Below are 24,934 nucleotides of genomic sequence, written 5' to 3' on the forward strand. Positions count from 1 at the left end.
TTCGCCGCGTTCGAGTGCAGGGAGGCCCGTCGCCGCGTTTTTACCGGCGGGGAGCCACGTTCGAACGATGGGGAACCAGGACGACTACCTCGAAACGCTCGTCGGCCGGGAGGAGCTCGCGCTCTCCGAGGCCGCGGTGGCCGAGTTCCTCGAGCGGACCGGGTACGGGGTGCTGTCGCTCGCCAGGGAGGGGGAGGCTGTCGCACTCCCGGTCTCGTTCGGCTACGACGGCGACCGGACGCTGTACTTCCAGTTCGGGTGGGCCGGAGACAGCGAGAAGATGGCGGCCATCCGGGAGACCGACCGGGCTGCTGTCGTCGCCTACGAGGTCACGCCCCCCTCCTGGCAGAGCGTGGTCGTCAGGGGGACAGTCGGCAGGGTCCCCGAAGCGGAGCAACAGCGGGCTCACGAGACCCACCGGGAGAACGCGTGGGTCCCGATGAACGCCTTCGAGACCCCCCTCGAGGACGTGGAGTTCGGACTCTACAAACTCGAAGCCGACGACCTGACCGGCTACGGGACCCGGGCAGTGGAGTGACCCTCGCACCGCGCTCCCGGGGCCGCCCCGCCGGAGTCGCCGCGACGGCCGCACCCGCCGTCAGTCACCCAGGTCGACCCGGACGCGGGGGTGCATCGTCTCGTACCACCCCTTCCCCTCGTGGCCCTCCCACCGACAGGTGACGGGGAGACGGTTGATGACCGCGGTCAGCCACGGCGAGTCGAGGTCCGTCGCCTGCCAGTTCCTGTCCTCGTAGCCCATCGGCACGTACCCGGAGGGCTGCAGCGTGAATCGCTCGGTGCCGTCCTCCAGGTCGAACTCGACAGCGACCTCCCCGGCAACGTCGCCGTCGAGCCACGCGTGGAGCCGCTCGCTGGGGTCGTGGTCGTCGCTGTACTCGACCGTGATATCCTCCGGGAGCCGGATTTCCTCGCCGTCGGCGTGGTAGCCGTGGAAACTGTCGGTTATCGTCCCGTCCGGCCGGACCCCGGCCGCGACCTTGAACGAGTCCCCGGTCTCGAACCCGAGCCCGAACCAGTAGTAGCCGCCGGCGACCGGCGTCCAGTTGCGCAGGCCACCCCAGGAGTGGTCGCGGAACCCGTGGGCGTCGACCTCGTGGGACCGGTCGCCGATACCGACGCTGCCGACCATCCGACCGGGCTGGCTGTAGTGTTCCTTGTCGTGGGAGTGGGCGTCGTAGCCCCGGTCCTCCTGGTACGCGACGTGGTCGGGGGCGTGAAACCGGAGGTCGAACTCGACCGGGACCGACCGCCCCGGGTCGTCGGCAAACACCGACGCAACGTCCCCGGCGACGCCACACTCGCCCCCGCCCGAAAGCGCCCACGTCTCGTTGGGGTCGATGACCCGGTGGGACAGCTCGAAGCGCCCGGCGTCGGCGTGGAGGCCGTCACAGTCCTCCAGCGGGATGTTCTCGTCGCGGTACCAGACGGTCTCCCCGTCCCGGGCGAGATACACCCAGAGGTTGGCGCGTCGCTCGTAGGGCTGGAATCCCAGTCTGGTGTAGCCGGCCAGGTCCTCGCCGGTGAAGTGGAAGTAGTAGCTCTCGTTCCAGAGACGCCGGTCCCCCGCCTCGTGTCGAAGCTCGTCCGCTGGCTCGGCGGCGCGCATACCCCTGATCCGCCCGGCCGAAAGTTATAGCTAGTGTGCCAGGTCTCACAGAGCCGGTCACAGCCGGGTTTCCCCGTCGACGACCAGCGTCGCCCGCTCGGCGAGCACCGGCGGGATCAGCTCCATCATCGGGTAGGTGTCCTTCGCAGTCTCCGGACGCTCGAGGTAGGCCTCGTAGAACCGCTCACAGATCGCCGTGAGTTTGAACAGCCCCAGCGCGCGGTAGAACCGGTCGTGTCGGTACTCGATGCCGGTCCGTCGCTCGTACCGGTCGACCAACTCCGCCCGTGATGGGTAGGACGGATGCGCCATGAACGTGGAGTCCTCGCGGGTGTACTCCGTGACAGTCCCGTAGAGTTCGTGGTCGCCGTACCGCTCCTCGAACTCGGGGGTAATGGGGTCCGGGTCCGCCGCCTCGGACCAGTAGTTCAGCAGCCAGCCCAGGTCCGCCCGTGGGTTCCCTACGCCGGCCATCTCCCAGTCGAGAACCGCGGTGATCTGCGGGCTCTCCGACGGCGCCATCATCGTGTTGTCGGGTTTGTAGTCGCCGTGGACGAGGGTCCGCTCGGGCGGCTCGGGGACGTGCTCGCGGAGCCACTCGCCGACCTCAAGCGCCCGGTCAAGATCCCGGCCCGTCGTCCCGAGGGCGTCCTCGAGGTTCCGGACGTGGGCCTCGACCGCCTCCGCCGTCGTTCCCTCGGGGACTGCCCGGACCTCCGACGGGTCGTACTCGACAGTGTGAAGCGAGGCCAGCGTGTCTATCACCAGTTCGCCGACGCGCTGTCGACACTCCGGGGTGGCAAAGCGCGCCGGCTCCTCCCCGCCAAGGATCTCGCCATCGACCCGCTCCATCAGGTAGAACGGGACCCCGAGCACCGAGGTATCCGCGCAGGACGCGACGGGCTGGGGGACCGGAACTGCCGTCCCCGTAAGGACGGACAGCATCCCGTACTCGCCCAGCACGTCGTGGAGGAGGTAGGGAACGCGCTCGTGTTCGGGAGCACACCTGAGCACCAGCTCCCGCTCCCCCCACGCGACGAACACCGTCCGGTTCGAACTCCCGCCGTCCTGTTCGGTCGCCTCGAAGGACTCCGCCGGCCCGAACTGCTCCTCGAGATACCGCTCGAGCGCCCCGCGGTCGATGCCTGTCCCGGAAGGTGTGTCTGTGTTAGACATACTCGTGGACGCGTCGGTACGAGCAGATGACACAGCCGCCAGGAACAAGACAGTTTCGCCGAGCGTCCGCGCTGGCGGCTCATACGCCGCCACTCCGGGCCGGAGCAGGTGTGTCAACATCCCGCACCAAATATAAGAGGCCCCGACCAGACCTGTCTAGCGGTATGAAGGCAGCCGTACTCAAGGAGTTCAAGGAACCGGTCGTCATCGAGGAGCGGGAGCGCCCGCAGGTCGCCGCCGACGACGACGTCGTGATCGAACTCGAGGCGACGGGGATCTGTCGCAGCGACTGGCACATGTGGCAGGGTGACTGGCGGTGGATGATCGACGACCTCCCGACCGACCAGATCCTGGGCCACGAACCCGCAGGGCGGGTCGTCGAGACGGGACCCGGCGTCGAGCGGTTCAGCGAGGGCGACCAGGTCGCGGTGCCGTTCAACATCGCCGACGGGTCGTGTCCGATGTGTTACTCCGACCAGTCCCACCTGTGTGAGAACAGAGTCACACCCGGGTTCTCGCCGGAGTTACCCGGCGCGTTCGCCGAGGAGATGCGGGTACCCCACGCCGACGAGAACCTCACACTGCTTCCGGACGGGGCGTCCCCGGAGGGGATGGCCGGACTCGGCTGCCGGTTCATGACCGCCTACCACGGGATCGTCCACCGCATCGACGCCGACGTCGGCGAGTCGCTGGCGGTCCACGGCTGTGGCGGGGTCGGGCTCTCGGCGGTCCACATCGCCGACGCGATGGGGCTGGACGTGGTCGCCGTCGACATCAACGAGGAGCCACTCGAGCGGGCGCGCTCGCTCGGCGCGGACGCGACGGTCAACGCCGGCGAGGTCGAGGACGTCCCCGGCGAGGTCCACGACATCACCGACGGCGGCGCCGACTACTCGGTGGACGCGCTCGGCATCGCCGAGACCTGCACCAACTCCGTCCTCAGCCTCGACGTCGGCGGCACGCACATCCAGATCGGGCTGACCGGCGAGGACGAGGAGGGGGTCGTGCCCGTCCCGGTCGACATCATCACGGGCCAGGAACTGGAGTTCGTCGGCTCGAAGGGGATGCAGCCGACCCGGTACGACGAACTCGTCCGGATGGTCGAGAAGGGGCGGCTCGACCCGACGAAGGTCATCACCGAGACGGTCTCGCTGGCGGACGTCCCCGGGGTGCTCGAGTCGATGACCGACTTCGACCACACCGGCGTCTCGGTCGTCACCGACTACTGATCACTCCTCGCGACCCTCGCCGAGGGTCCGCAGCAGGTCGTCGTGGAGCCGGAACCAGACCGTGTGGTAGGAGTCGACGTCGGTCCCGGTGACGTACTCCTCCTGGCCGTCCTGGAGCCGCTCGATGGCACCCGCAAGTGCGTCCGTGTGCCGGCTGTAGGCGGACTGCACCTCCGCTGGAAGCTCGTCGAACAGCGCTTCGACTTCCTGCTGGACCCTCGCCAGCTCCCGGGCCATCCCGTCGGCCCCGTACTCGCCGGTCTGCCAGTCACTCGCGAGGGCTTTCATCTCGCTGTCGAGTGCTTCGAACCGGTCGAAGACCCCCCGGAGCGCCTCCCGCTGGTCCGCCGAGAACCGGTCGCGACAGACCTCGTTCAGCCGCTGCTCCCCGGCGTCCGTGAGGTACCAGAACCCCTCGTCTTCGACGTACCCCTCCGACTCGAGTTCCTCGAGTGTCTCCCGGACATCCCCGTCGTCGACGACCGCGTTCAGTTCACCGGTCTCGGCGATCCCCTCCATCGAGAGATACTGCAGGACGGCGAGCGTCGTCTGCATACACCCGGATCGCACCATTCGGATATTAATTCTGGTGTATGTGACCACACCGCTCGCACCCCGACGGCCGTCCTGTCCGCGCCCGCGCAGAGCCCCCGCGCCCCCGGACACCGCCTGGAGCGTCGACGCCTGGCGGCCACTCGCCTGTGGCCGGCACGGGCTCACTCGCCGGCCGGGCCGGGCGGCCAGGACAGCGTCTTGAACCCGTCCCGGGTCAGGAGACCGTCGCTCAGGTGCGGGGTCGCGTTCAGCTGCACGGCCGTGTCCGAGGTGCCCCAGCGCAGGTCGAACAGGGCCGTATTGTTGACGGGCAGGACCGTCTCGGTCACCGACCCGCCCAGCGCGTCCATCGTCAGCGCGAGCACCGGCACCGCCGACGTGACCGCCAGCACCGTTCCGTCCTCGGGCTGGTCGTCCCGGACCGCTTCCTTCGCCTCCAGCACCCGACTCCGGACATCGGCCGGCGTCTCCCCCAGGTCGAGGTCGCCCTCGACCCACGCCTGCGCCCACTCCCGCTGTCCCAGCCCCTCCTCGATGCAGCACTGCAACGCTTCCTTCGGCCAGGGAACGTCGTCGAGTTCGGGCAGCTCCCGGACCGGGACATCCCGGCCGGAGACGAGGTCGAACACCTCCGACAGCACCGCGACGGTCTCGCGGTGCCGGTCCGACGTCCCCGTGTAGACCGCCTCGACCGGCTCCGGCTGTCGGCAGAGGTGGGTCGCCAGCAACTCCGCCTGTAACCGCCCGGTCTCGCTTATCGTGTACCGCCCCTCGTCCTCGTGGAGGGCCGCGCGTCTGACGACGTACGCTTGCATGTCACCCACTGTCACGACCGGCCGGGATAAGTCCGGGGGCGTGCACCGAACGCGATGGCGGGCCGCTGTGTGTCCTCGCACCGGCGGGCGACGCGTCCTGTTTCCCGGGCCCTCTCCGGAACCGGGCGGCTGGTGGGGAGAGGTATATACCGGTAGGGTCTCACATTACCAACATTCTATAGGGGTGAACCCCAGTGACTAGTCAGTAGACCCACATGGACGACCCGAGGATCCTCCTGACCAACGACGACGGGATCGACGCCGCGGGCCTGCTGGCGCTGAAGCGGGGGCTCGCCGATGTCGGCTCGGTGACCGCCGTCGCACCCCAGACGAACATGAGCGGGACGGGTCGCGCGCTCTCGCTGGGTCGGTCCCGGGCACTGTCCGGGGAGCTGTCCATCGACGTCCACGAGGGCGACAACGGGTTCTCGTTCGACGTCCCGTACACCGACCACGACAACGGCTACGCCGTCGACGGGACGCCCTGTGACTGCGTCGTGGGCGGGCACGCCCTCGACCCGGCGCCCGACCTCGTGGTGAGCGGCTGCAACCCCGGCGCGAACACCGGCCAGTACACCGTCTCGCGGTCGGGGACCGTCAGCGCGGCGATGGAGGGGGCACTGCTCGGCACCCCGTCGGTCGCCATCTCGATGGACACCCTCGGGAGCAGGGGCGACCTGACGGTCGATGACTTCGACCGGGCCAGCCGGCTCACCACGACACTGGTCGAGCGGGCCATCGACCACCAGGTTTTCTCCGGTGTCGACTTCCTCAACGTCAGTATCCCGGACCCGGACGAGCCGGTTCGGGGGGTTGCGGTGACCCGCCCCGACACGCGGTACGGACTCGAGGCCGTCGAGGGTGGGGAGTCCTCGTTCCGGATCCGTGCGGCGAAACCCGACGAGACCGGCGAGGAGGTCGACTCCCGTGCCGTCCCGACGGACCGTGCCGCACTCGCGCAGAACTTCGTCGCGGTCTCCCCGTTTCACCTTCCGACCGAACCGACGCGGACGGAGGCGGTCGAGACCGTGGCCCGCGAGCTGTCGGCGGAGTTCGGGCGAACCCAGGCCGTTGACCCCACACCCGGATCCCGCGGCGAGTGACTGACCCCGGGTGACGCCGGGAGCGGTCCTGGTCTGAGCCGCCGGCCAACCGGACGGGCGCTACTCCAGGAGCGTGAGCTCGCCGCCGGTCCCGTCGACGCGGACCCGCGTCCCGGGCTCGACGGTCCGGCCGCCGACTTCGGCACGTCCCGCGCTCTCGTCGACGTCGAACCCCTCGCAACCGACGACGGCCGGCGTGTCGAGTTCGCGAGCGACGATCGCCGCGTGGCTGGTCGTCCCCCCCTCGGCGGTGACGACCGCCTCGGCGGCTTTCATCCCCGGGAGGTCCGAGGGCGAGGTCCGCTCCCTGGCTAGCACGACGTCGTGTCCCGCCTTCGCCCGCTTGACCGCCGCGAGCGTCTCGAACCGGAGCTCCCCGACCGCCGACCCCGGGGCGGCACCGAGCCCGTCGACCGTCACGCCCCGTGGGTCGTCTGTCCCCGCCCCCGCCGGCGTCGAGCCGCCGCCGGTCGTTATCGGTCGGGCCTGGAGGACGACCACGTCGCCGTCGCTGATCGCCCACTCGATGTCCTGTGGTCCGTCCCGACGCGTCTCGATCTCCCGGCCGATGTCGACGAGGGTCCCGATCTCGTCCCGGTCGAGCACTTGCTCTTCGCGCTTCCCCTCCGGCACCGGCCGCCGGACGGTCTCACCGTCCGGCGCGCGCTCGACCATCACGCGTTTGGTGTTGACCGTCTTCTCGAGCAGGCTGTCCGTGTCGCGGTCGACGACGTAATTGTCGGGCGAGACGGCCCCGCTCACGACCGCCTCCCCGAGCCCCCACGCGGCCTCGACCGTCATCTCGCGCGCCTCGGTTGCGGGGTCGACGGTGAAGAGCACGCCGCTCTTGTCGGCCTCGACCAGTTCCTGGACGATGACCGCGATCCCGGCCTCGTCGGCCCGGTCGTGCTCGGCCCGGTAGGTGAGCGCCCGGTCGGTGAACAGCGACGCCCAGCAGTCTTTCACCCGCTGGAGCACCGCCTCGGCCCCCTCGACGGCGAGATAGGTCTCCTGCTGGCCGGCGAAGCTGGCGTCTGCCCCGTCCTCGTCGGTCGCCGAGGACCGTACCGCGACCCGGGGTTCCCCCATCGCCGCGTACGCCTCGGTCACCGCCTCGACGTGCTCCGGCGGGAGCTCTGCGTCCCGGACGAGCTCGCGGGCTTCCCGTCCCGCCTCGGCGAGTGTATCCGGGTCCGGGTCGGAGGTGTCGAAGTCGAGCGCCGCCGCGAGGTCCGACGCGAGCCCCGCCTGCCGGACGAAGGAGTGGTACGCCTCCGTCGTGAGGACGAACCCGTCCGGGACGGGAAACCCGGTCTCCCGCAGCTCGACGATGCTCGCCCCCTTCCCGCCGAGCACACCTGCCGGGTCACCGTCCACCGAACCGCCAGGGCCGATCTCGTGGACGAGGGCGTCACTACTCATGGTATGTCCATACATGCCACTGTAGAAAACAGTACTGGTCTATACCGCGGGGAGGGCTCTCCTGACCTCTCGAGCGGTTCGGGAGAGAGACGTCGTCGGTCGGCTATCGACCCGTCGACCCGTTCAGTCGTCGGCCGCCGTCGGCGTATCGCCGACCGATTGCTCGAACGCCCGCTCGACGTTCCCCAGCCGGTCGAACCGCTCCGGGCCGACCCACGTGACCGTCGACTCGAGGGACTGTTTGGCGGTCTGCAACAGCGGCTCCTCGTCGACGTCGAACAGGTTGGGCTCGAGGTCCGGCGGCAGCCGCTTCTCGAGATACTGCTCGAAGACCGGCTCGTACACCTCCGTGACGATGCTCTCGTCCATGTCGGCGAGTTTCATCATCAGCCACTGGCCGTTCATGATATGCCGGCCCTCGTCGGTCCGGATCCGGGTGAACCCCTCCCGCAGCCCGGGCAGGAACGACTCCTGGCCGGACCGCTCCTCCAGGTGGTCGAACACCTGCTCCAGCTGCGCGTACCCGACTCTGGCGTGTTGGTTCTCGATCAGGCCCATGTACAGGAGTACCGCCTCCGCGTAGGTGTGCAGGAGCCGCTCCTGGTCGCCAGCCTTGACAGCCGCCCGGAGGTCGCGCTGGACTTCATAGAGGTCGTCGGTGTGGTAGCCGTCGTCCCCGTCGTCCTCCTCCTGGAACGCGGCCGTGTCCTGCGTGCCGATCACCTCACCGAAGTACCGGCTGAAAAAGTCCGTGTGCTTCGCTTCCTCGTAGAGGTGGCTCGTCAGGAACATCTCCTCTTGGACCGGGTCGAACGACGGGTTCTCAAGCTCCTGTGGCGCCTCCAGGTAGGGTTTGAGCGTCCGCGTGACGTTCTCCTCCCCGTCGTAGAAGGCCGCGAGAAACGCCGCGATGTACTGCTGTTCCTCCTCGGCGAGCGTGCTCCAGTCCTCCTTGTCCTGCTCGAAGTCGATGTCGTCCGGGTCCCACGTCCCCTGCCGCTTCGCGTCCGCAAACAGCTGGTACGACCGCTCTTTGTCGTGGTAGTCGACTGGCATGGGTTATCATCACACTATTGTTCCACAATAATAGTGTTTGTCGTTGAATTGTGAGTTCGCTCCGGCGTCGTCGCCGGTGGCTCCGCGGGCGACGTAACATCTAACACCCGTTCCGGTGAACGTGGCGTGTGAGCGACCCGGTCATCCTCCTGACAAACGACGACGGCATCGACGCGGTCGGGCTCCGGGCCCTCCACGACCGGCTCGCCGACCGGGCGCGGGTCGTGGCCGTGGCGCCCGACGAGGACCGGAGCGGTGCGGGACTCACGATGAACACGTACCTCAGCGTCGCCGAGCACGAACTCGGCTACCAGGTCAGCGGAACGCCGGCCGACTGCGTCCAGCTCGCCACCAGCGGGCTGGACTTCGACCCGGACCTGGTGGTCTCGGGCTGCAACCCGGGGCCGAACATCGGCGCGCACACCCTCAGCCGGTCGGGCACCGTCGGCGCCGCGATGGAGGCGGGACTGTCCGGCGTACCGGCACTCGCAGTCTCGCTGTACGACCCCGAGCGGCTGTTCGTCACCGACCCGCCGGCGGAGGACTACGCCCACGCCGCCGACGCGGCGGCGTACCTCGTCGACCGGATGCTCGATGGCTCGTTCGGCGCCGCCGACTACGTCAACGCCGTCGTTCCCACCCCGACATCCGGTCCGGGACGCCCGACGCTGCGGATCACTCGCCCGTCCCGCCGGTTCGAGATCTACACCGAGCGGTCCATCCGGGAGGCCGTCGCCGAGGACGGCGAGATGGAGTTCCGCGACCGCTTCTGGGAGGGGCTGCTCGCGGGCGAGGTCGAGGACCCGGTCGGGACCGACCGCCGGGCGGTCGCCGACGGGGAGGTCAGCGTCTCGCCGCTGCAGGAACCGCACGTCGCCGCGAGCGACGACGGGTTCGCGTCGGTCGGCGAGGGATACGCCGAGTGGGGTGAGTGAGCCCCGGCCGCCGCTGGTGGCCGTGGTTTCAAGCCGCCAGCATCCCTGGCGGGAGGCATGGAGGTCTACAACGTCACCGCCGACGCCGACGTGTTCACCTGCAACGCCTACCTGGCGCTGGGCGCGGAGCCGACGATGGTCGACGCCGGCGCGATGGAAGGGGTCGTCGACGCGATACGGGAGCACACCGACGAGCTCTCGAAGGTGGTCGTCACCCACCAGCACGGCGACCACGTCGAACAGCTCGAGGCGGTCGTCGAGGCGTTCGACGCGGACTGTTATGCCTACGCCGACCACCCGGCCCGGACCCGCGGGCTGGCGGACGGCGACGAGGTCGTCGTGGGCGACGAGACCTGTGAGGTGGTCTACACGCCGGGCCACGGCGACGACCACGTCTCCGTCGTCGGCGACCGCTCGCTGTTCTCGGGGGACGTGGTGGTCCACGACGACGGCGCCTTCGACTACGGGAGTTTCGGCCGGACGGATTACCCGGGAATGAGCCGCGAGCGACTCATCGAGAGCATCCGCGAGCTCTTAGAGCGGATGCCCGAGGGTGTCGAACATATGTACGCCGGTCACGGCGGCGTCTTCCACGGCGACGTGCGCGACGTGGTGGAGACGGCGCTCTCGCGGGCGGAGAAGCGCGAGCCGAAATACCCGGACTAGAGGAGCGGGTCGCGGGAGCGACCGCCGGCGTCCGGGTCACGGTCCAGCTCGGTGCACGGCACCCACGCGAACGCGGCCCGTGCCGAGCGGGCGACCAGGGATGTGACGGGTGTGCGGTCCCGGCCGGCCGGGCGGACGGTGACGGTCTCGTGGCAGGTGGGACACCGGTAGACGTCACCGTCGAGCGTCGGGTAGACCGACCAGTCGCCGTCGACGTGTCCCTCGTGCCCACACGCGGGGCAGAAGAGCACGCTCTTGTGGCTGGGAGAGTGTGACGGCGACCGGCCGGGCTGGTGTGCCATGCACCTCTGTCTTGGTCTCGCTCGCGCATAAAGGTGGCGCTGAATGGCAGTAAATGGTGTCAAATGGTGTCGTTCGAGCCGCGGAACGCAAGCGGGCGCTATCGAGCGGGGCCGCGGAGCGAGTGTCGCGCGACTCGCGGGTGACGCCGGCCGTGCGAACGCCGGGCTCGGGGAGTGATGTGACGACAGGAAAGGGAGGGGGTCAGGCGCTCCGGCTCTCGCGGGCTTTCGGGCGGAGGCGGGCGTAGCCACACTTCCGGCAGCGCTCGGCCCGCTGGGGGTTCCGGGCGTTACAGCGCATGCAGATCAGCTTCGTGAAGATGCGTTCCTCTGCCTCGTCGAAACTCGCCATGTCCGGCTCTACTGCGTTGGCGCGTTTAAGTTCGGTGGTTTTCCCGTGGGCCGGATGGACACCGTTTAACAGCCGGGATTCGTACCCACTGGCAATGTCCGACGGGGCCGACAGCGACGACGATTTCGAGATGGACATCGGCGTCAGCGACCGGCGGCGACTGGTCCGGCACTTCCTCGGTCGGACGGCCGCGGTCGTCGTCGTGCTCGGGCTGTGGTACGTGACGCGACCACTCTGGCACGGCCTCGTCTACTCGATGCTGTTCTCCCCGTCCGCGACGGTGCTGCTGGGCGGGAGCCTGTTGACCGCGCTCGTGCTCTGGTACTACCCGCCGTGGCGGATGGAGGCTGACGGAAACGACGGGCGGAGTGTGAGCGTCGTAGACGACGGGAGCGACGACGAGGAGTTCCCCTTCGAGGCCACCCCGGGCGAGCTGTTCGACATCGGCGGGACCCGGGGCCGCAAGCTCCAGCGGTTCACCTCGGTGGTCGCGGTCCTGTTCGTCCTGTCGATCCTGGTCGGGATCCCGGCGGGGCCGCTGGAACAGCGGACGCTGGCAGCCCAGACGATGGCCGACGCCACCGAGGTCGCGGAATTCCCCGACGCCAACCCCGAGAACCCGCGGGTCGTCCCCCGGCAGGTCTCCGATGTCGCCACCAGCGGCTCGGTCTCCTACCGCCAGCACCGGCTCGGAGCGAGTGACATCGCCCGCACGGAGAACGGCTCGCTGGCGTGGTCCTACGCCATCGAGCCGGACGGGTTCAGAAACCGCGTGGTGGAGAACCAGCGCGGCGTGCTGGTCGCGGACATGACGGAACTCGACGAGCGGCCCGTCGAGGTCTATGACCAGGAGTTCACCTACGGGCAGGGGATGTTCCTCTACCGGTCGGCGGACTGGCGTCTGAAGTCGACTGACTACCTCGCGAAGTACAACGACGAGCCCGTCGAGTTTAGCCACGACGGCCAGCCCTACATGTTCTATCCGAAGACTGGTCACGAGTGGCACCTGGCGCCGTTCCCGCACACCACACCGACCTGGAAGGGTGGCGCGCTGGTCCACACCAACGGGACGGTCGAGCACCTCTCGCCCGAGGAGGCCCGGTCGCATCCGGTGCTGGATGGGCAGCGGCTCTACCCGCTGACGCTCACCCGCGCGGAGATGGAGTCGCTGAACTACCGTAACGGGATCATCAATCAACTGCCGGTCGTCGGTGCCCACGAGGACGAAGTCGAGGTCGCGGGACTCCCGGACAGCGCGGAGAACAGCCAGCCGTTCGTGATCGACCTCGAGGGTGAACGGATGTCGTACGTGACGGCACTCGAGCCGTACGGCAGCGACACACGGGGGCTCGATGAGGTGTGGTTCGCCGACGCCGAGACCGGCGAGTACACTTACTTCGCCACCGGGAGAGAGCAGCTGACTGGCCCCGAACGCGCGATGGGAGTCGCCCGCGCGTCGGACTCCCGGACCAACTGGGGGGAGAACTTCGTCGTGGCCGAGCCGGTGCCGATCACTGTCGACGGGGAGCTGTGGTGGCAGATCAAGGTCGTCCCCACCGACGCCACCGACGTGGCACGCAACGTCTTCGTCAACGCCAACGACAGCGCGACCGTCGAACTGCGTACCGATGCCGGCATCCGCTCCTTCGTCGCCGGCGAGCAGGTGCCCGACCGGTCGGAGCCACCACGCAACGGGACCGACAGCAGCGACGGCGACAGCGCCGACGGCGGCCAGGATGAGGACGTCCTCTACTACGTCGTCGTGACCGACCAAGAGGGCAACGTCGTCGAGCGGATCCCTGTCAGACGGGGGCAGGACACCCGGATCGTCGACCCCGGCGGGAGCGAGAACGCGACAGCGAGCGGCTGAAGCAGTCGGTCACTCATCGACGCCGGTGTCGTCCTCGTCATCGGCGAGGTAGTCGTCCTGGACGGCGACCACCTCGCCGGAGTCCGCGCAGTCGGCGTACCGGGCCAGCGGCTCGGCGTTGAGTTCGAGGAAGGTGTCCCCCCACGAGAACGTCTCCAGGATCCCCTCGGCCTGGTCGCGGTGGCCGAGGATAGTCAGCGCCCCGGCGAAGGCCTCGGCGGTGTTCAGGCGGAATGGGGTCCCGTAGTTGACCGGGTTGGCGGCGACGAGGAAGGGCAGCGAGCGGTGAGGGCCCTCCAGGCCGAAGGCCTCGTCGGTGGCCGTCTCCCAGGAGCAGTCGAGCGCCACCAGCCGGTCGTCGCCGGCGTCGGCCGGCGAGAGCGCCCGGTCGGCGAAGGGGTCGAGGACGACGCCCGGAGGCGTCTCCCGGGCCGACCGGTGGAGGGTGGCGTGCCCGAGGTGAGCCAGCCGCCGGGCCGTGCACTTCTCGGGGTCGTCGTCGCCCTCGTAGCGGACGTGCAGCTGCACACGCCCCCTACTGGGCGGGCGGGCAAAAGCCGTCCGACCGCCGGGGCTGCCCCGGCGCGACACCCCGGAGTGATCCCCGCACAGTTAAGTGGACATGACGGGTAGATTGGGTGATGATCGAAGAGGGCGAGCAGGCACCCGATTTCCGCTTGCCCGCCGTCGTCGACGGCGAGCGCCGCGAGGTCGGCCTGGCCGACCACCTCGATGAGCGCGTCGTCGTCCTCGGGTTCTATCCGGGCGATTTCAACCCCGCCTGCGACGGGCAGTCGACGGACCTGGACGACCTCGACCTCTTCACGATGCAAAAGGACGTCGCCGTCCTCGGGATCTCCGGCGACAGCGTCCACAGCCACCGCGCCTTCGCCGCGGAGTACGACCTGCAGGTGCCGCTGCTCGCGGACGTCCACGGGGAGGTGACCGAGGCCTACGGCGTCGGCGCCGACGAGCCGGGCTCCCTGACCCGCCGGGCCGTCGTGGTCGTCGACCCGGAGGGGACGGTCCGGTACGCCTGGGCCGCCGAGTCCAGTGATGACCTCCCGGACGTCGACCGGGTGCGCGCCGCGGTCGAGGGCGTCGGCGGCGGGGAGATGGCGCTGGCCCGCTACCGGGTGGGACACGCCCACTACGTCGAGGGGCGGCGCGCGTTCAGCAGCGCGATGGGGGGGTTCGAGGACCGCGAGTGGCTGCTGGCGAAACACGACTTCGCGCAGGCGGAAGGGGAGTTCGGCGAGGCCGCCGACCAGTTCGACACCGCCGCCCGCTTCGCCGGGAGCGACGACCACCGGACACACTACGAGCGCGCCGGGCGGAAAGCCGAGGAGCTCAGCCGGGCCGCGGAGTGGCTCGCCCGGTCGGCCGGCGCCTTCGCCAGCGGGGAGGGCCGGGAGGGCGAACAGCTCCGGACCGACGCCGAGACCCCGCTCGAAACCGCCCGCGAGGTCGCCGACCCGGTCCCGCCGGACGAGTTCCCTCCCGGGGACAGTGCCGGCAACGACGCCGCGGACGGGCGAGCCGGGGACGAGCCGGGAGCCGGCAGCCCACCGGAGCCCACCGGCGGACCCGGTGCGAGCGGGGAGGCCGACGGACCGGCGGCCCACGGCGAGCCCGCGGCTGGTTCCCCGGGCGGAGGTGCGTCCGCGCCGGGGACCGAGGCCGAGGCCGGGGGAGGATTCACCCGGAGCGCGAGCAGCGACGGGCGCGACGCGGCCGGCGGAAGCGACGAGGACGAGCGGCGGCCGGACGGGGACGACAGGATCGACGAGACGGAGCTGGAGGAGATCACCGCGGAGCTGGAAGAACAGAGCCGGGCGGGCGCCGGCGAGAGCGGCGACGGCGCCAGTGGGGGCAACGGCGGCGGGGCGGCTGGCGTCGAGGAGGGCGAGGTCGAACTCGACCTGACCGACCCGACCGGGGACGAGGACACGGAGTCGAGCCGGGCGGAGGGAGACGACACCGGACCGGACTCCGGGGACCCCGACTCGCCGTGACGGTCGACCGCCCCGACGGGCCTGTCGGACGGGCGCGGGCGTACTACCGGGCGCTCGACGGCGGCGACTACGACCTGCTCGCGGCCCTGCTCGCGCCCGGGTTCGTCCACGAGCGCCCGGACATGACCCTCGAGGGCCGCGACCGGTTCGTCCGGTTCATGCGCGAGGAGCGGCCCTCGACCGACACGACCCACCCCGTCGACGGCGTCTACCGGCGGGACAGCGGCGGCGTGACCGGGTCGGGCGAGGCCGACGCCGGCCCGGAGGTCGCCGTCCGCGGCCGGTTGCTGACCGCCGACGGGACGGAGCTCACCGGCTTCGTCGACGTGTTCAGCTTCGAGGACGGGCGGATGGTCCGCCTGCGGACCTACACCGACTGATACGGGACGGTGGCGTCCGGTTTCGCGACCGGCGCCGACCGCGCTCTTATTCGCGGTCGCCGGCACCGACCGCGCTCTCCCCGACGGGCTCGTGACCCTCGATGCGCTCCTGGCCCATGTAGGGGCGCAGCGCCTCGGGGACGGTGACGGTGCCGTCGGGGTTCTGGTAGTACTCGAGGATGGCCACCAGGACCCGCGGGACCGCGAGCCCGGAGCCGTTGAGGGTGTGGAGGTAGTCGGCGGACTCGTGGCGTTCCGGCCGGTAGCGCAGTCCGGCCCGCCGGGCCTGGAAGGCCTCGAAGTTCGAGACCGACGACACTTCCAGCCACCGGCCGCCGGCCGCGGGGCCGTCGGGCATGTCGTCGCCCGGCGCCCACACCTCGATGTCGTACTTCTTGGCCTGGGTGAAGCCCATGTCGCCGGTGCACATCGTCAGCACGCGGTAGGGCAGCCCGAGGCGTTGCAGGACCGCTTCGGCCTCCCCCAGCAGCCCCTCCAGGCGGTCGTAACTCTCCTCCGGGCGGACGAAGTTGACGAGTTCGACCTTGTTGAACTGGTGGACCCGGACGTACCCCCGCGTTTCGGTGCCGTGCTCGCCGGCCTCCCGCCGGAAGTTCGGCGAGACGGCCTGGTGTTTCAGCGGGAGGTCGTCGTCGAGCAGGATCTCGTCGCGATACATGTTGGTGACCGGCACCTCCGCCGTCGGGAGCAGCCAGAGGTCGTCGTCGTCGTAGTCGTCCCCGGGGCGGGCGCCGACGCGGTAGGCGTCCCCGGCGAACTTGGGCAGCTGACCGGTCCCGCGCATCGACGCCGAGTTCACGGGGACCGGCGGGAAGACGTCGGTGTACCCCTGCTCGCGGTGGATTTCGAGCATGAACTGCATCAGGGCGTACTCCAGGCGTGCGCCCTCGCCTTTGAGGAACTGGAAGCCGCCGCCGGCGACCTTCGCGCCGCGCTCGAAGTCCAGCACGTCGAGCTCCTCGCCGAGGTCGTAGTGGGGGACCACCGGGTCGGGCAGGTCGCGCAGGTCGTCGAACCCCTCGCGGTACCGCTCGACGTTGTCGGCCTCGCCGTCGCCGACCGGGGCGGAGTCGTGGGGGACGTTCGGCAGTTCGAGCAACAGCTCCTCCAGGCGCGATTCCAGCTCGTCGGCCTCCTCCTCGACCTCCTCGAGTTCCGCCTTCAGCTCCTGGGAGCGCTCGATGGCCGCCTGTGCCTGCTCCTCCTCGCCCTCGCGTTTGAGCTCGCCGATCCGCTCGGAGACCTCGTTGCGCTCCTGACGGAGGCCGTCGCCGCGGGCCTTCAGCTCCCGCCACCGCTCGTCGACCGTCAGGAGTTCGTCGAGGTCGACCCCGCTGACGCCTTTCTTCGCGATGGCGTCCCGGACCGTCTCGGGGTGCTCCCGGACGAACTGCCTGCTGAGCATGCCTCCGCTTCCGTGCCGCGGGGCAAAACCGTGTCGCTCCGGACCCGCACCGGTACCCCGTCGCTCCGGCTCCGCCCCCGGCGGCGTCCGGCACGGCGCTGGAACGCGGGTCGTCCCGCCGGGAGAACAGCGGCGTTTATACCCCCGGGCGACGACATCCCGGACACGGGAGATGGCGGCATCCGAACTGATACTGTTGACTGCCGGCATCATCGCGCTCGGCGTCGTCGCGCAGGTGCTCGCCAGCGCGTTCGAGGTGCCGAGCATCATCTTTTATCTGGCGGCCGGCATCGCGCTGGGGCCGGAGGGTGCGGCTCTGATCACCCCGGACTCGTTCGGCGACGCGCTGCCGGCCATCGTGGGGCTGGCGGTCGCCGTCATCGTCTTCGAGGGCGCCTTTCACCTCCGCCTCGACCGGATCCGGGAGGCTCCCGCGGCGACGGTTCGGCTGGTGACGCTGGGAGCGGCGATCGCCCTGGTCGGGACCGCCGTCGCCGTCCGGTTCGCGCTGGGCACCGGCTGGCCGCTGGCTTTCCTCATCGGGGCGTTGCTGGTGGCGACCGGCCCGACGGTGATCACGCCGATCCTCGACGTCGTGCCCGTCCGCGACCGGGTGGCAGCCGCCCTGGAAACGGAGGGGATCATCAACGACGTCAGCGCCGCCATCACGGCGGTCGTGGTGTTCGAGGTGCTCAATCCGGCGGCGAGCAGCACCGGCCTGCTCGCGGATTTCACCTCGCGGCTCGGGACCGGCGTCATCGTCGGGCTGGTCGTCGCCGGCGTCGTCTACTACATCCTCCGCTTTATCGACCTCTCGCCGGGCGACGCCCCCCGCAACGCCCGGCTGCTCGTGCTCGCGGGGGCACTCGTCGCGTACGCGGTCGCCAACGCCCAGCTCAGCGAGGCCGGCGTCGCCGCCGTCGCCACCGCGGGGGTGGTGCTGGGCAACGCAGACATCCCATACGAGGAAGAAGTTACCTCGTTCAAAGGCGACATCACGCTGCTGGTGCTCTCGTTCGTGTTCATCGCGCTGGCGGCGCTGTTGGATTTCGACGTGCTGGTCGACCTCGGGGTGCCCGGGCTGGCGGTCGTCGTCGCGGTTGCGGTGGTCATCCGCCCACTGCTGGTGTTCGTCTCGACGGTCGGCGGCCGGTTCACCACCCGCGAGCGGGTGTTCATGAGCGCCGTCGGCCCGCGGGGGATCATCCCGGCCTCGGTCGCGACCCTCTTCGCGGTCGAACTCCGCAACGAGGCAGCGGCGCTGCGCGAGGAAGCCGCGACGGTCGCCGACCCGGAGGCGGCGGAGCTACTGGCGGAGGCGGCCGCGCTCGGCAGCCAGGCCGACGTGCTCGTCGGAACCGTCTTTCTGGTGATCCTCGCGACCGTGGCATTCGAGGGCGGGCTCGCGCGCTACATTGCGGAGTATCTGGACGTGATACCGATGCGTGTCATCATCGTCGGGGGCGGGAAGACGGGCCGTGCGCTCGCTGACCGTCTCGAAGACCGGGGCGAGAACGTCGTCATCGTGGAAAACGACGAGGACGTCGTGGAACAGCGCCGCAACCAGGGGTACAAGGTCGAGTGGGGCGACGGCACCGACACCGAGGTGTTGCGCTCGGCCGGCGCGGAGAACGCCAAGGTGGTCGTCGCCGCGACCGGCAACGACGACGCGAACCTGCTGGTCGCCCAGCTCTCGAACTCCAGTTTCGACGTCGAGAAGGTCATCGCCAAGGTGAACAACCCCGACAACGTCGAGGCCTTCGAGGACCTGGGGGTCGCGAGCATCGACGCCGGGATGGCCAGCGCCTGGGCCATCGACAACCAGATCGAGCGGCCGGCGCTGGCCCAGTGGATGACCGGCGTGGGCCGGACGGGCGACGTCCAGGAGGTCGAGGTCACGAACGCCGAGTTCGGCGGCAAGCCGGTCAGCGAGGTCGGCCCGATGCTCCCCGAGAGCTGCCTGATCGCTCTGATCAGCCGGGACGGCGAAACCCACGTCCCGAACGCCGACTTCGTCGTCGAGGTCGGCGACAAACTCACCCTGCTGGGCAAGCGCGACCCCGTCCGGGAGGGGATGCGGATGGTCGACCCCTGACCTGCCCCCGGCGTCGGGCTCGGTGCCGCCGGAGCCCGGGCGGGAACTGCGCCGGTCGACGCCGTATCCCGCAGGACCCGGAACGGTCGACGAGAGGTGGCCCGTTCTGCACCGACGGCAGCGGGAGCGGAGCGGCCTACAGTCGCGACACGGTGTGGATAACTACCTGTCCGTTCCGCCGGGAGGCCGGTATGGACACCACCGATTCCGGGCCGAGAAGGAGGTGACCGAGTGAGTCACCCGTCGCCGTCCCCGGGAGCGGCGTCGGCGAGCGCCGCCACGGGCGCTGGCTGCGTCGAGAGGTGGGTGTCCCGGAAGCCGGTCTCGAATTTCAGGCCGTAGCCGAGCAGCCGGTCGGCCCCGATGTGAGCGGCCCACACCGCGGCGACGAGTACCGGGAGCCGGGGGTCGACCGCGGTGCCGCTTCGTGCCAGCGCGAGCGGAATGCCCGCGAGCGCGAGCGGGAGCGTGTACGTGTGCGCGAGGTTGTACGCCAGGCTCCCGGCCCGCGGGCCGCCGAGGTAGCCGAGCATCGAGAGGTCGGGTGCCAGCGCCAGCACCGCGAGCAGCCACAGCGGCCCCTCGAGTCCCAGGAAGACGCCGAGTGCGGCGGCGAGAGCCGCCAGCCCCTCGACGCGCAGGAACTGTCGTGGGTCCATGTCCCGTCCTTCGGACAGGCAGGTGTTAATTGTTAACGTGGCGAAAGGTTCTGCGTTCGGGCGACAGCGGCCACAGGGGGGATCCGCGAGCCGTGGTTCGCTTCGAGCCACTTATCCCCCCACGCGGCCAAGGGGAGGGAACATGGACGACGGGGCACTCGAAGTCGTCGAGTTCGCGCTGACCGCTGCCGTCTACACCGACGACCGGGAGCTGGAGCCCGACGACCTGCCGGCGGGATATCGGGAGGTCTTCTGGAGCGACGGCCGGATCGAGCGGCCGCTCTCGGCGACTGTCGAGACCGCCCGGGAGGCCACCGGCGTCGACGACCCCTGGGAGGCGGTCTCGGAGCTGATGTTCTCCGACTACGACGATTTCTCGGGGACGATATCCTTCACCGACCGCGAGATGGCCGAGCAGTGGTACCGCGAGCGGGTCGACGCCGACCGGCTCCGCGAGAACCCCGTCCTGGCCGCCCACTTCGCCGACGAGTTCGGCGCGGAGGTCTACGAGCAGGCCCGCGAGGAGAACCGGCCGGCCCGGGCCGACCGCCCCTTCATCGACGACCTGCTCGCGGAGTACTTCGAGGACGAGGAGGAAGAGGAGATGCTCGACCTCGTGGACGTGCGAGCCCCCGAGGAGATCGAGATGACGCTCGACGACATCGTTCTCACCGAGGACCAGGAGGGCGAGATCACGAAGATCGTCAAGGCCATCGAACACCGCGAGTACCTCGCGGGGATCGGCCTCCGGGAGATCGGGAAACTCCTCTTCGTGGGGCCACCCGGCACCGGCAAGACCTCGGTCGCGCGGGCGCTGGGCGGGAAGCTCGGCCTCCCGGTCGTCGAGGTGAAGCTGTCGATGATCACCAGCCAGTACCTCGGCGAGACCGCCAAGAACGTCGAGAAGACCTTCGAGGTCGCCAAGCGACTCGCCCCCTGCATCCTCTTCATCGACGAGTTCGACTTCGTCGCGAAGACCCGCGCCTCCGACGAGCACGCCGCGATCAAACGAGCCGTGAACACCCTGCTCAAGAGCATCGACGAGGTGAGCCTCGTCCAAGACGAGGTGCTGTTGATCGGCGCGACAAACCACCCCGACCAGCTCGACGCCGCGGCCTGGCGACGCTTCGACGAGATCGTCAACTTCCCCAAGCCCGACCGGCAGATGCGGGCAGACATCCTCAGAGTGGTGACCGCCGAGATGGAGATCGCCGACTTCGACCCCGAGGCCGTCGCGGAGATGACCGAGGGGCTGACCGGCAGCGACCTCCGGATGGTGCTCCGGGAGGCGGTGCTGGACGCGCTGACCGAGGAGCGGACCACGCTCACCCAGGAGGACTTGGAGGACGCCGTCGCCGAGTTCGAGGAACGGGATACACTGAAGAACCTCGACATGATCGAGGGCGACCACGACGCCCTGGTCGCCGGCGGCGACATCGAGAGCGGTGGCGGAAGCCACGACCACGCCCACGACGACTGAGCGGGTCGCACCCATCCACGGCTTTTTGCCCGCGGGGCTCCAGGGGAGTACCGATGGAGGTCACGCTACTGGGGGCCGGCGACACGACGGGGACGCCGACAGTCGGGTGTGACTGTGACACCTGCGAGCGGGCCGCCGAACGGGGCGTCGAGCGCACCCGCTTCTCGGTCCACGTCCGCAACGAGCGGACGGGCGAGACCCTGCTCATCGACCTCAGCCCGGACTTTCGCCACCAGCTCCTTCGGGAGGGGTTCGAGGCGCCGGATGCCGCGGTCGTCACCCACATCCACTTCGACCACCTCCACGGTGCGGGCAACGTCTTCCGCCTGACCCGCGAGCTCCCGACCCACGCGCCGGATTCGGTCGACCCGGTCACCGGCGAGAGCGTCGCCGAGACCGTCCGCGACCAGTACGACTACCTCGACGCCCTGGCCGTCCGCGGCGAGACGCCCTTCGAACCGTTCGAGGCAGCGGGGCTGGAGGTGACGCTGGTCCCGGTCGACCACCCGCCGCTTGACTGCTACGGCGTCCGGGTCGTCGACCCCGAGACGGGGGCGACCTTCGCGTTCTCCGGCGACACCACCTACGACATCTCGGCCGACTCCCGGGAGGTGCTCCGGGGCGCCGACCTGCTGTTTGCGGACGGTATCGTCCACCACGAGTTCACCGAACACCACCCGCGCGGCGGCGACGACCACGACGAGGACGACGTCCCCCGCACGTTCGGGACCAAACACATGACCATCCACGGTGCGAAGCGGCTGGCCGAGGACCTGAACGCCGACCGCTACCGGCTGGTCCACGTCTCGCATTTCGTCCCGGCCGACCGCGCCTTCGAGGACCCGCTGGCGGTCGACGGCGAACGCTACACCATCTGAGTCCTACCCGTACCGGTCCAGCCGGGACTGCCGGCGCTGCCGGCCCTCGGGGTCGGGCTCCCAGGGCGTCCGCGCCGCACGGAGCCCCTCGCGGTCGACGTCGGGCGGCTCGGCGGGCTCGTGGCCCGCACAGTCGGCCCCGCAGTCCCGGCCGGGGTCGACGACCCGCTCCTTCCAGGGGCAGTAGGGCAGGCCGTCCGCGTCGGGGCTCACGCGGGCACACGCCGGGGGTGCGGGCCGCCAGCCCTTCCCGTAGGCGCGCTCGGCGACCCGGCGGCGGGCCCGCGCCTTCGCGTCCGCGCCCGCGACCCGCACGTCCGTCCGCGCCCGCCCGCGCTCGAGGATCTCGATACCCGGCTCCTCGACGGGGAGCCGGTCGGGCTCGCGGACCACCTCGCGGGTGCCCGCGTCGGGGTCGAACTCCCAGACGCCCACGGCGTCGGGGATCCGGTTGAGGTGGGCACCGGTGACGTGGCTGGCCGTCGCGAGCACCACCCGGTCGAGCACGGCGAGGTGGACGTCCGTGAGCAGCTGGGTCTCCAGGGCGCCCGGCCGGTCGAGGTCGGGCTTGTTCTCGACGCCGACGAGCTCCCCGAACCAGTGCTCGGGGTAGCGGGCGGTCTGGCGGACGTAGGTCCGGCCGCCGCGGCGCTCGCGCTCGAAAAAGCCCCGGTCGACGGCGACCTCGACGGCCTCCTCGGCGCGGCCGGGGTGACAGTCGAAGGCGTCCTTCCAGAACCGGGCCCGGCCCGGTCCGACGTCGCTCTCGACGGCCGCAGGCGGGACCGGGTCGGGCGTGATAGCCGCCCGCGCCGCGAAGTCGGGGCCGGGTTCGACGAGCACGACGTCCATCACCCGGCGGCCGTGGACGCCGGTGCCGAGCTGGCGGGCGACCAGCCGGTCACCGTCCTCCAGGCGCGCACACAGCGACAGCTCGAACCCGAACTCGCGCACAGGGAAAGACTGGGGGCCGGCGGGGAAAAGCAGTACGCCCTGGCCGAGTTACTCCCCGACGCCCTCCTCGAGCTCGAAGGCGACCTCCACCTCGGCCTGGTACTCCCGTTCCGCCTGGTCCAGCTCGACGGCCTCGTTCTGGACGGATACCCACATCAGGTTGTCGAGCGTCGCCTCCGCGCGCTCGACCGCGTCGTCGACGGCACCTTCGAAGCTCTCGGAACTCTGTCCCACGAGCGTGATTTTCTTGAATACCATTGGTCTCGTCCACCGAGCGGTGGAGGTGAAAAAATGTTACTTGATAATATAAAACTACCGAACAGTGTGGCTCAGGCCTCGTCGTCGGCCCAGTCCCGCGAGCGTTCGACGGCCGCCCCCCAGCGCTCGTACCGGTCCTCGTACCCGCCGTCGGGGTCGAACTCGGCGTCGACCTGCCAGTTCGCCCGGAGTTCGTCGACGGTCTCCCAGTAGCCGACCGCCAGCCCGGCGGCGTAGGCGGCCCCGAGCGCGGTCGTCTCGTCGACCACCGGGCGGGCGATCGGGGTGTCGAGCACGTCGGCCTGGAGCTGGCAGAGGAAGTTGTTCTTGACCGCGCCGCCGTCCACCCGGAGCGCGTTCAACTGGAGGCCGGCGTCTGCCTCCATCGCGGCGGTCACGTCCCGGGTCCGGAAGGCGATCGCTTCCAGGGCGGCCCGGACGATGTGCTCGCGGCGGGTTCCCCGGGTGAGCCCGACCATCGTCCCCCGGGCGCGGCCGTCCCAGTGGGGGGCACCCAGCCCCGCGAACGCGGGCACGAAGTAGACTCCCTCCGTGGAGTCGACGCTGCGGGCGAGTTCGGCGGTCTCCCCCGGCGCGTCGACCAGGCCGACGTCCTGGAGCCACTCGATGGCCGCGCCGGTGACGAACACCGACCCCTCCAGAGCGTACTGCATCGGCTCGCCCGAGCGCTGGAAGGCCACTGTCGTCAGCAGGCCGTGGTCGCTCTCGACGGCCTCGCTTCCGGTGTTCAGCAGGACGAACGAACCGGTTCCGTAGGTGTTCTTGGCGTCGCCGGGCTCGAAACAGGTCTGGCCGAAGAGGGCTGCCTGCTGGTCACCCAGCGCTCCCGCCACCGGAACCTCGGCGCCCAGGAACCCCTCGGGGTCGGTGTGCCCGTAGTAGTCGCCGTCGCTGGAGGGGCGGACCTCGGGCAGGCAGGCCCGCGGGACCGAGAACTCCGCGAGCAGGTCGTCGTCCCACTCGCCGGCGTGGATGTCAAAGAGCATCGTCCGGGAGGCGTTGGTGACGTCGGTGACGTGGGCGCCGGTCAGCTTCCAGACCAGCCAGGAGTCGACCGTCCCGAACAGGACCTCCCCCGCCTGTGCCCGGTCGCGGACGTCGGCCGGACGGGTCCGCTCCAGCTTGATCGGGTCGGCGTTCTCGAGCAGCCACTCCAGCTTCGTCGCCGAGAAGTAGGGGTCCGGCTCCAGCCCCGTCGTCGCGCGGATCCACTCCGTTCGCCCCGCCGCCTCGAGTTCCTCGACCCGGTCGGTGGTGCGGCGGTCCTGCCAGACGATGGCGCGGTGGACCGGCTCGCCGGTCGCCCCGTCCCACAGGAGCGTCGTCTCGCGCTGGTTGGTGACGCCGATGGCCGCCAGCTGGTCGGGGACGAGGTCGGCTGCCGCCAGCGCCTCCCGGATGGTCGCCGTCGTGTTCTCCCAGATCTCGACGGGGTCGTGCTCGACCCAGCCGGGCTCCGGGTAGTACTGCTCGTGGCGCTCGTAGGCGTTCGCGACCACCTGTCCCCTGCGGTCGAAGACCATGAAGCGGGTCCCGGTGGTCCCCTGGTCGATGGCCCCGACGTAGGTCCCGTCCCCGCCCGTGTCCGCGATCCCGTTGCCGTCTCCGCCCGTTGGCTCCCCGGTCATGTGCGCGTGCGCTGCGTGCGGTTTCGTGACAC

25 protein-coding genes are annotated in these 24,934 nt (G+C 70.1%); 11 read left to right on the forward strand and 14 right to left on the reverse strand.

Going from position 1 to position 24,934, the window contains the following annotated elements:
- Positions 1 to 67: 67 nt before the first annotated feature.
- Positions 68 to 538, forward strand: coding sequence for a pyridoxamine 5'-phosphate oxidase family protein (locus GN153_RS14270; RefSeq protein ID WP_159903954.1), 471 nt, complete (start codon positions 68 to 70; stop codon positions 536 to 538).
- A gap of 60 nt (positions 539 to 598) precedes the next feature.
- On the opposite strand, the gene GN153_RS14275 is transcribed toward GN153_RS14270, so the two are convergent.
- Positions 599 to 1,627 carry a DUF7065 domain-containing protein gene (locus GN153_RS14275; protein WP_159903956.1) on the reverse strand — a complete coding sequence of 343 codons (1,029 nt, stop codon included), beginning with the start codon at positions 1,625 to 1,627 and terminating at the stop codon, positions 599 to 601.
- Positions 1,628 to 1,684: 57 nt separating this feature from the next.
- Positions 1,685 to 2,803 carry a phosphotransferase family protein gene (locus GN153_RS14280; RefSeq protein WP_159903958.1) on the reverse strand — a complete coding sequence of 373 codons (1,119 nt, stop codon included), beginning with the start codon at positions 2,801 to 2,803 and terminating at the stop codon, positions 1,685 to 1,687.
- A gap of 164 nt (positions 2,804 to 2,967) precedes the next feature.
- On the opposite strand from GN153_RS14280, the gene GN153_RS14285 reads away from it, so the two are divergent.
- Entirely contained in the window at positions 2,968 to 4,032 is a 1,065-nt protein-coding gene (locus tag GN153_RS14285; RefSeq protein ID WP_159903960.1) for an alcohol dehydrogenase catalytic domain-containing protein, read from the forward strand.
- On the opposite strand, the gene GN153_RS14290 is transcribed toward GN153_RS14285, so the two are convergent.
- Both GN153_RS14290 and GN153_RS14295 read right to left on the reverse strand, forming a co-directional pair.
- Positions 4,033 to 4,587 (reverse strand): hypothetical protein, encoded by a 555-nt coding sequence (locus GN153_RS14290; RefSeq protein WP_159903962.1) that lies wholly within the window; start codon positions 4,585 to 4,587, stop codon positions 4,033 to 4,035.
- A gap of 161 nt (positions 4,588 to 4,748) precedes the next feature.
- Positions 4,749 to 5,402 carry a histidine phosphatase family protein gene (locus tag GN153_RS14295; RefSeq protein ID WP_159903964.1) on the reverse strand — a complete coding sequence of 218 codons (654 nt, stop codon included), beginning with the start codon at positions 5,400 to 5,402 and terminating at the stop codon, positions 4,749 to 4,751.
- Positions 5,403 to 5,617: 215 nt separating this feature from the next.
- On the opposite strand from GN153_RS14295, the gene surE (GN153_RS14300) reads away from it, so the two are divergent.
- On the forward strand, positions 5,618 to 6,505 hold the full coding sequence (surE, locus tag GN153_RS14300) for a 5'/3'-nucleotidase SurE (RefSeq protein ID WP_159903966.1): 888 nt from the start codon (positions 5,618 to 5,620) through the stop codon (positions 6,503 to 6,505).
- A 60-nt stretch (positions 6,506 to 6,565) separates the two neighbouring features.
- Here the strand turns inward: surE (GN153_RS14300) and GN153_RS14305 are convergent, their stop codons facing one another.
- Positions 6,566 to 7,927 (reverse strand): PEP/pyruvate-binding domain-containing protein, encoded by a 1,362-nt coding sequence (locus tag GN153_RS14305; RefSeq protein WP_159903968.1) that lies wholly within the window; start codon positions 7,925 to 7,927, stop codon positions 6,566 to 6,568.
- 123 nt (positions 7,928 to 8,050) lie between these two features.
- Positions 8,051 to 8,983 carry a ribonucleotide-diphosphate reductase subunit beta gene (locus GN153_RS14310; protein ID WP_159903970.1) on the reverse strand — a complete coding sequence of 311 codons (933 nt, stop codon included), beginning with the start codon at positions 8,981 to 8,983 and terminating at the stop codon, positions 8,051 to 8,053.
- Between the two features lie 128 nt (positions 8,984 to 9,111).
- Between GN153_RS14310 and surE (GN153_RS14315) the strand changes: the two genes are divergently transcribed.
- Both surE (GN153_RS14315) and GN153_RS14320 read left to right on the forward strand, forming a co-directional pair.
- Entirely contained in the window at positions 9,112 to 9,918 is an 807-nt protein-coding gene (gene surE, locus GN153_RS14315) for a 5'/3'-nucleotidase SurE (RefSeq protein ID WP_159903972.1), read from the forward strand.
- Between the two features lie 57 nt (positions 9,919 to 9,975).
- The gene (locus GN153_RS14320) at positions 9,976 to 10,584 is read left to right on the forward strand and encodes an MBL fold metallo-hydrolase (RefSeq protein WP_159903974.1); all 609 of its coding nucleotides are present in this window, start codon (positions 9,976 to 9,978) and stop codon (positions 10,582 to 10,584) included.
- Here GN153_RS14320 and GN153_RS14325 read toward each other — a convergent pair.
- Positions 10,581 to 10,886: a hypothetical protein gene (locus tag GN153_RS14325; RefSeq protein WP_159903976.1), complete on the reverse strand. Its 306-nt coding sequence runs from the start codon at positions 10,884 to 10,886 to the stop codon at positions 10,581 to 10,583. The two genes, GN153_RS14320 and GN153_RS14325, sit on opposite strands and share 4 nt — an antisense overlap.
- A gap of 202 nt (positions 10,887 to 11,088) precedes the next feature.
- On the reverse strand, positions 11,089 to 11,238 hold the full coding sequence (locus tag GN153_RS14330; RefSeq protein ID WP_159903978.1) for a 50S ribosomal protein L40e: 150 nt from the start codon (positions 11,236 to 11,238) through the stop codon (positions 11,089 to 11,091).
- 94 nt (positions 11,239 to 11,332) lie between these two features.
- Between GN153_RS14330 and GN153_RS14335 the strand changes: the two genes are divergently transcribed.
- Positions 11,333 to 13,108, forward strand: coding sequence for a hypothetical protein (locus GN153_RS14335; protein WP_159903980.1), 1,776 nt, complete (start codon positions 11,333 to 11,335; stop codon positions 13,106 to 13,108).
- A gap of 9 nt (positions 13,109 to 13,117) precedes the next feature.
- Here the strand turns inward: GN153_RS14335 and GN153_RS14340 are convergent, their stop codons facing one another.
- Positions 13,118 to 13,636, reverse strand: coding sequence for a DUF367 family protein (locus GN153_RS14340; RefSeq protein ID WP_159903982.1), 519 nt, complete (start codon positions 13,634 to 13,636; stop codon positions 13,118 to 13,120).
- Positions 13,637 to 13,749: 113 nt separating this feature from the next.
- Here GN153_RS14340 and GN153_RS14345 point away from each other — a divergent pair, with 113 nt between their 5' ends.
- Together GN153_RS14345 and GN153_RS14350 are read left to right on the forward strand one after the other, a co-directional pair.
- Positions 13,750 to 15,123 (forward strand): redoxin domain-containing protein, encoded by a 1,374-nt coding sequence (locus GN153_RS14345; protein WP_159903984.1) that lies wholly within the window; start codon positions 13,750 to 13,752, stop codon positions 15,121 to 15,123.
- Complete coding sequence (locus tag GN153_RS14350; RefSeq protein ID WP_159903986.1) at positions 15,120 to 15,503, forward strand: nuclear transport factor 2 family protein; 384 nt, start codon at positions 15,120 to 15,122, stop codon at positions 15,501 to 15,503. The genes GN153_RS14345 and GN153_RS14350 overlap by 4 nt, the downstream gene beginning before the upstream one ends.
- Positions 15,504 to 15,549: 46 nt before the next feature.
- On the opposite strand, the gene serS is transcribed toward GN153_RS14350, so the two are convergent.
- Positions 15,550 to 16,929, reverse strand: coding sequence for a serine--tRNA ligase (gene serS, locus GN153_RS14355; protein ID WP_159903988.1), 1,380 nt, complete (start codon positions 16,927 to 16,929; stop codon positions 15,550 to 15,552).
- A gap of 172 nt (positions 16,930 to 17,101) precedes the next feature.
- On the opposite strand from serS, the gene GN153_RS14360 reads away from it, so the two are divergent.
- Positions 17,102 to 19,024, forward strand: coding sequence for a cation:proton antiporter domain-containing protein (locus GN153_RS14360; protein WP_159903990.1), 1,923 nt, complete (start codon positions 17,102 to 17,104; stop codon positions 19,022 to 19,024).
- A gap of 236 nt (positions 19,025 to 19,260) precedes the next feature.
- Here the strand turns inward: GN153_RS14360 and GN153_RS14365 are convergent, their stop codons facing one another.
- Positions 19,261 to 19,683 (reverse strand): DUF4260 family protein, encoded by a 423-nt coding sequence (locus tag GN153_RS14365; RefSeq protein ID WP_159903992.1) that lies wholly within the window; start codon positions 19,681 to 19,683, stop codon positions 19,261 to 19,263.
- Between the two features lie 142 nt (positions 19,684 to 19,825).
- On the opposite strand from GN153_RS14365, the gene GN153_RS14370 reads away from it, so the two are divergent.
- Both GN153_RS14370 and GN153_RS14375 read left to right on the forward strand, forming a co-directional pair.
- On the forward strand, positions 19,826 to 21,163 hold the full coding sequence (locus GN153_RS14370; protein WP_159903994.1) for an ATP-binding protein: 1,338 nt from the start codon (positions 19,826 to 19,828) through the stop codon (positions 21,161 to 21,163).
- A 53-nt stretch (positions 21,164 to 21,216) separates the two neighbouring features.
- Complete coding sequence (locus GN153_RS14375; protein ID WP_159903996.1) at positions 21,217 to 22,041, forward strand: MBL fold metallo-hydrolase; 825 nt, start codon at positions 21,217 to 21,219, stop codon at positions 22,039 to 22,041.
- A gap of 3 nt (positions 22,042 to 22,044) precedes the next feature.
- Here the strand turns inward: GN153_RS14375 and GN153_RS14380 are convergent, their stop codons facing one another.
- From GN153_RS14380 to glpK, 3 genes are all read right to left on the reverse strand, one after another.
- On the reverse strand, positions 22,045 to 22,995 hold the full coding sequence (locus tag GN153_RS14380) for a DUF5787 family protein (RefSeq protein ID WP_159903998.1): 951 nt from the start codon (positions 22,993 to 22,995) through the stop codon (positions 22,045 to 22,047).
- Between the two features lie 48 nt (positions 22,996 to 23,043).
- Complete coding sequence (locus GN153_RS14385; protein ID WP_159904000.1) at positions 23,044 to 23,253, reverse strand: dodecin; 210 nt, start codon at positions 23,251 to 23,253, stop codon at positions 23,044 to 23,046.
- A 71-nt stretch (positions 23,254 to 23,324) separates the two neighbouring features.
- Positions 23,325 to 24,902: a glycerol kinase GlpK gene (gene glpK, locus GN153_RS14390; protein WP_159904002.1), complete on the reverse strand. Its 1,578-nt coding sequence runs from the start codon at positions 24,900 to 24,902 to the stop codon at positions 23,325 to 23,327.
- Positions 24,903 to 24,934: the final 32 nt, after the last annotated feature.

This window comes from Salinirussus salinus, from assembly GCF_009831455.1.
In the GTDB taxonomy this organism is placed as follows: domain Archaea; phylum Halobacteriota; class Halobacteria; order Halobacteriales; family Haloarculaceae; genus Salinirussus; species Salinirussus salinus.

Bases quoted from the DNA above. Each gene is read 5' to 3' on its own strand.
- GN153_RS14270 (WP_159903954.1), top strand. From the start codon at position 68: ATGGGGAACCAGGACGACTACCTCGAAACGCTCGTCGGCCGGGAGGAG.
- GN153_RS14275 (WP_159903956.1), bottom strand. From the start codon at position 1,627: ATGCGCGCCGCCGAGCCAGCGGACGAGCTTCGACACGAGGCGGGGGAC.
- GN153_RS14280 (WP_159903958.1), bottom strand. From the start codon at position 2,803: ATGTCTAACACAGACACACCTTCCGGGACAGGCATCGACCGCGGGGCG.
- GN153_RS14285 (WP_159903960.1), top strand. From the start codon at position 2,968: ATGAAGGCAGCCGTACTCAAGGAGTTCAAGGAACCGGTCGTCATCGAG.
- GN153_RS14290 (WP_159903962.1), bottom strand. From the start codon at position 4,587: ATGCAGACGACGCTCGCCGTCCTGCAGTATCTCTCGATGGAGGGGATC.
- GN153_RS14295 (WP_159903964.1), bottom strand. From the start codon at position 5,402: ATGCAAGCGTACGTCGTCAGACGCGCGGCCCTCCACGAGGACGAGGGG.
- surE (WP_159903966.1), top strand. From the start codon at position 5,618: ATGGACGACCCGAGGATCCTCCTGACCAACGACGACGGGATCGACGCC.
- GN153_RS14305 (WP_159903968.1), bottom strand. From the start codon at position 7,927: ATGAGTAGTGACGCCCTCGTCCACGAGATCGGCCCTGGCGGTTCGGTG.
- GN153_RS14310 (WP_159903970.1), bottom strand. From the start codon at position 8,983: ATGCCAGTCGACTACCACGACAAAGAGCGGTCGTACCAGCTGTTTGCG.
- GN153_RS14320 (WP_159903974.1), top strand. From the start codon at position 9,976: ATGGAGGTCTACAACGTCACCGCCGACGCCGACGTGTTCACCTGCAAC.
- GN153_RS14325 (WP_159903976.1), bottom strand. From the start codon at position 10,886: ATGGCACACCAGCCCGGCCGGTCGCCGTCACACTCTCCCAGCCACAAG.
- GN153_RS14330 (WP_159903978.1), bottom strand. From the start codon at position 11,238: ATGGCGAGTTTCGACGAGGCAGAGGAACGCATCTTCACGAAGCTGATC.
- GN153_RS14335 (WP_159903980.1), top strand. From the start codon at position 11,333: ATGTCCGACGGGGCCGACAGCGACGACGATTTCGAGATGGACATCGGC.
- GN153_RS14345 (WP_159903984.1), top strand. From the start codon at position 13,750: ATGATCGAAGAGGGCGAGCAGGCACCCGATTTCCGCTTGCCCGCCGTC.
- serS (WP_159903988.1), bottom strand. From the start codon at position 16,929: ATGCTCAGCAGGCAGTTCGTCCGGGAGCACCCCGAGACGGTCCGGGAC.
- GN153_RS14360 (WP_159903990.1), top strand. From the start codon at position 17,102: ATGGCGGCATCCGAACTGATACTGTTGACTGCCGGCATCATCGCGCTC.
- GN153_RS14365 (WP_159903992.1), bottom strand. From the start codon at position 19,683: ATGGACCCACGACAGTTCCTGCGCGTCGAGGGGCTGGCGGCTCTCGCC.
- GN153_RS14370 (WP_159903994.1), top strand. From the start codon at position 19,826: ATGGACGACGGGGCACTCGAAGTCGTCGAGTTCGCGCTGACCGCTGCC.
- GN153_RS14375 (WP_159903996.1), top strand. From the start codon at position 21,217: ATGGAGGTCACGCTACTGGGGGCCGGCGACACGACGGGGACGCCGACA.
- GN153_RS14385 (WP_159904000.1), bottom strand. From the start codon at position 23,253: ATGGTATTCAAGAAAATCACGCTCGTGGGACAGAGTTCCGAGAGCTTC.
- glpK (WP_159904002.1), bottom strand. From the start codon at position 24,902: ATGACCGGGGAGCCAACGGGCGGAGACGGCAACGGGATCGCGGACACG.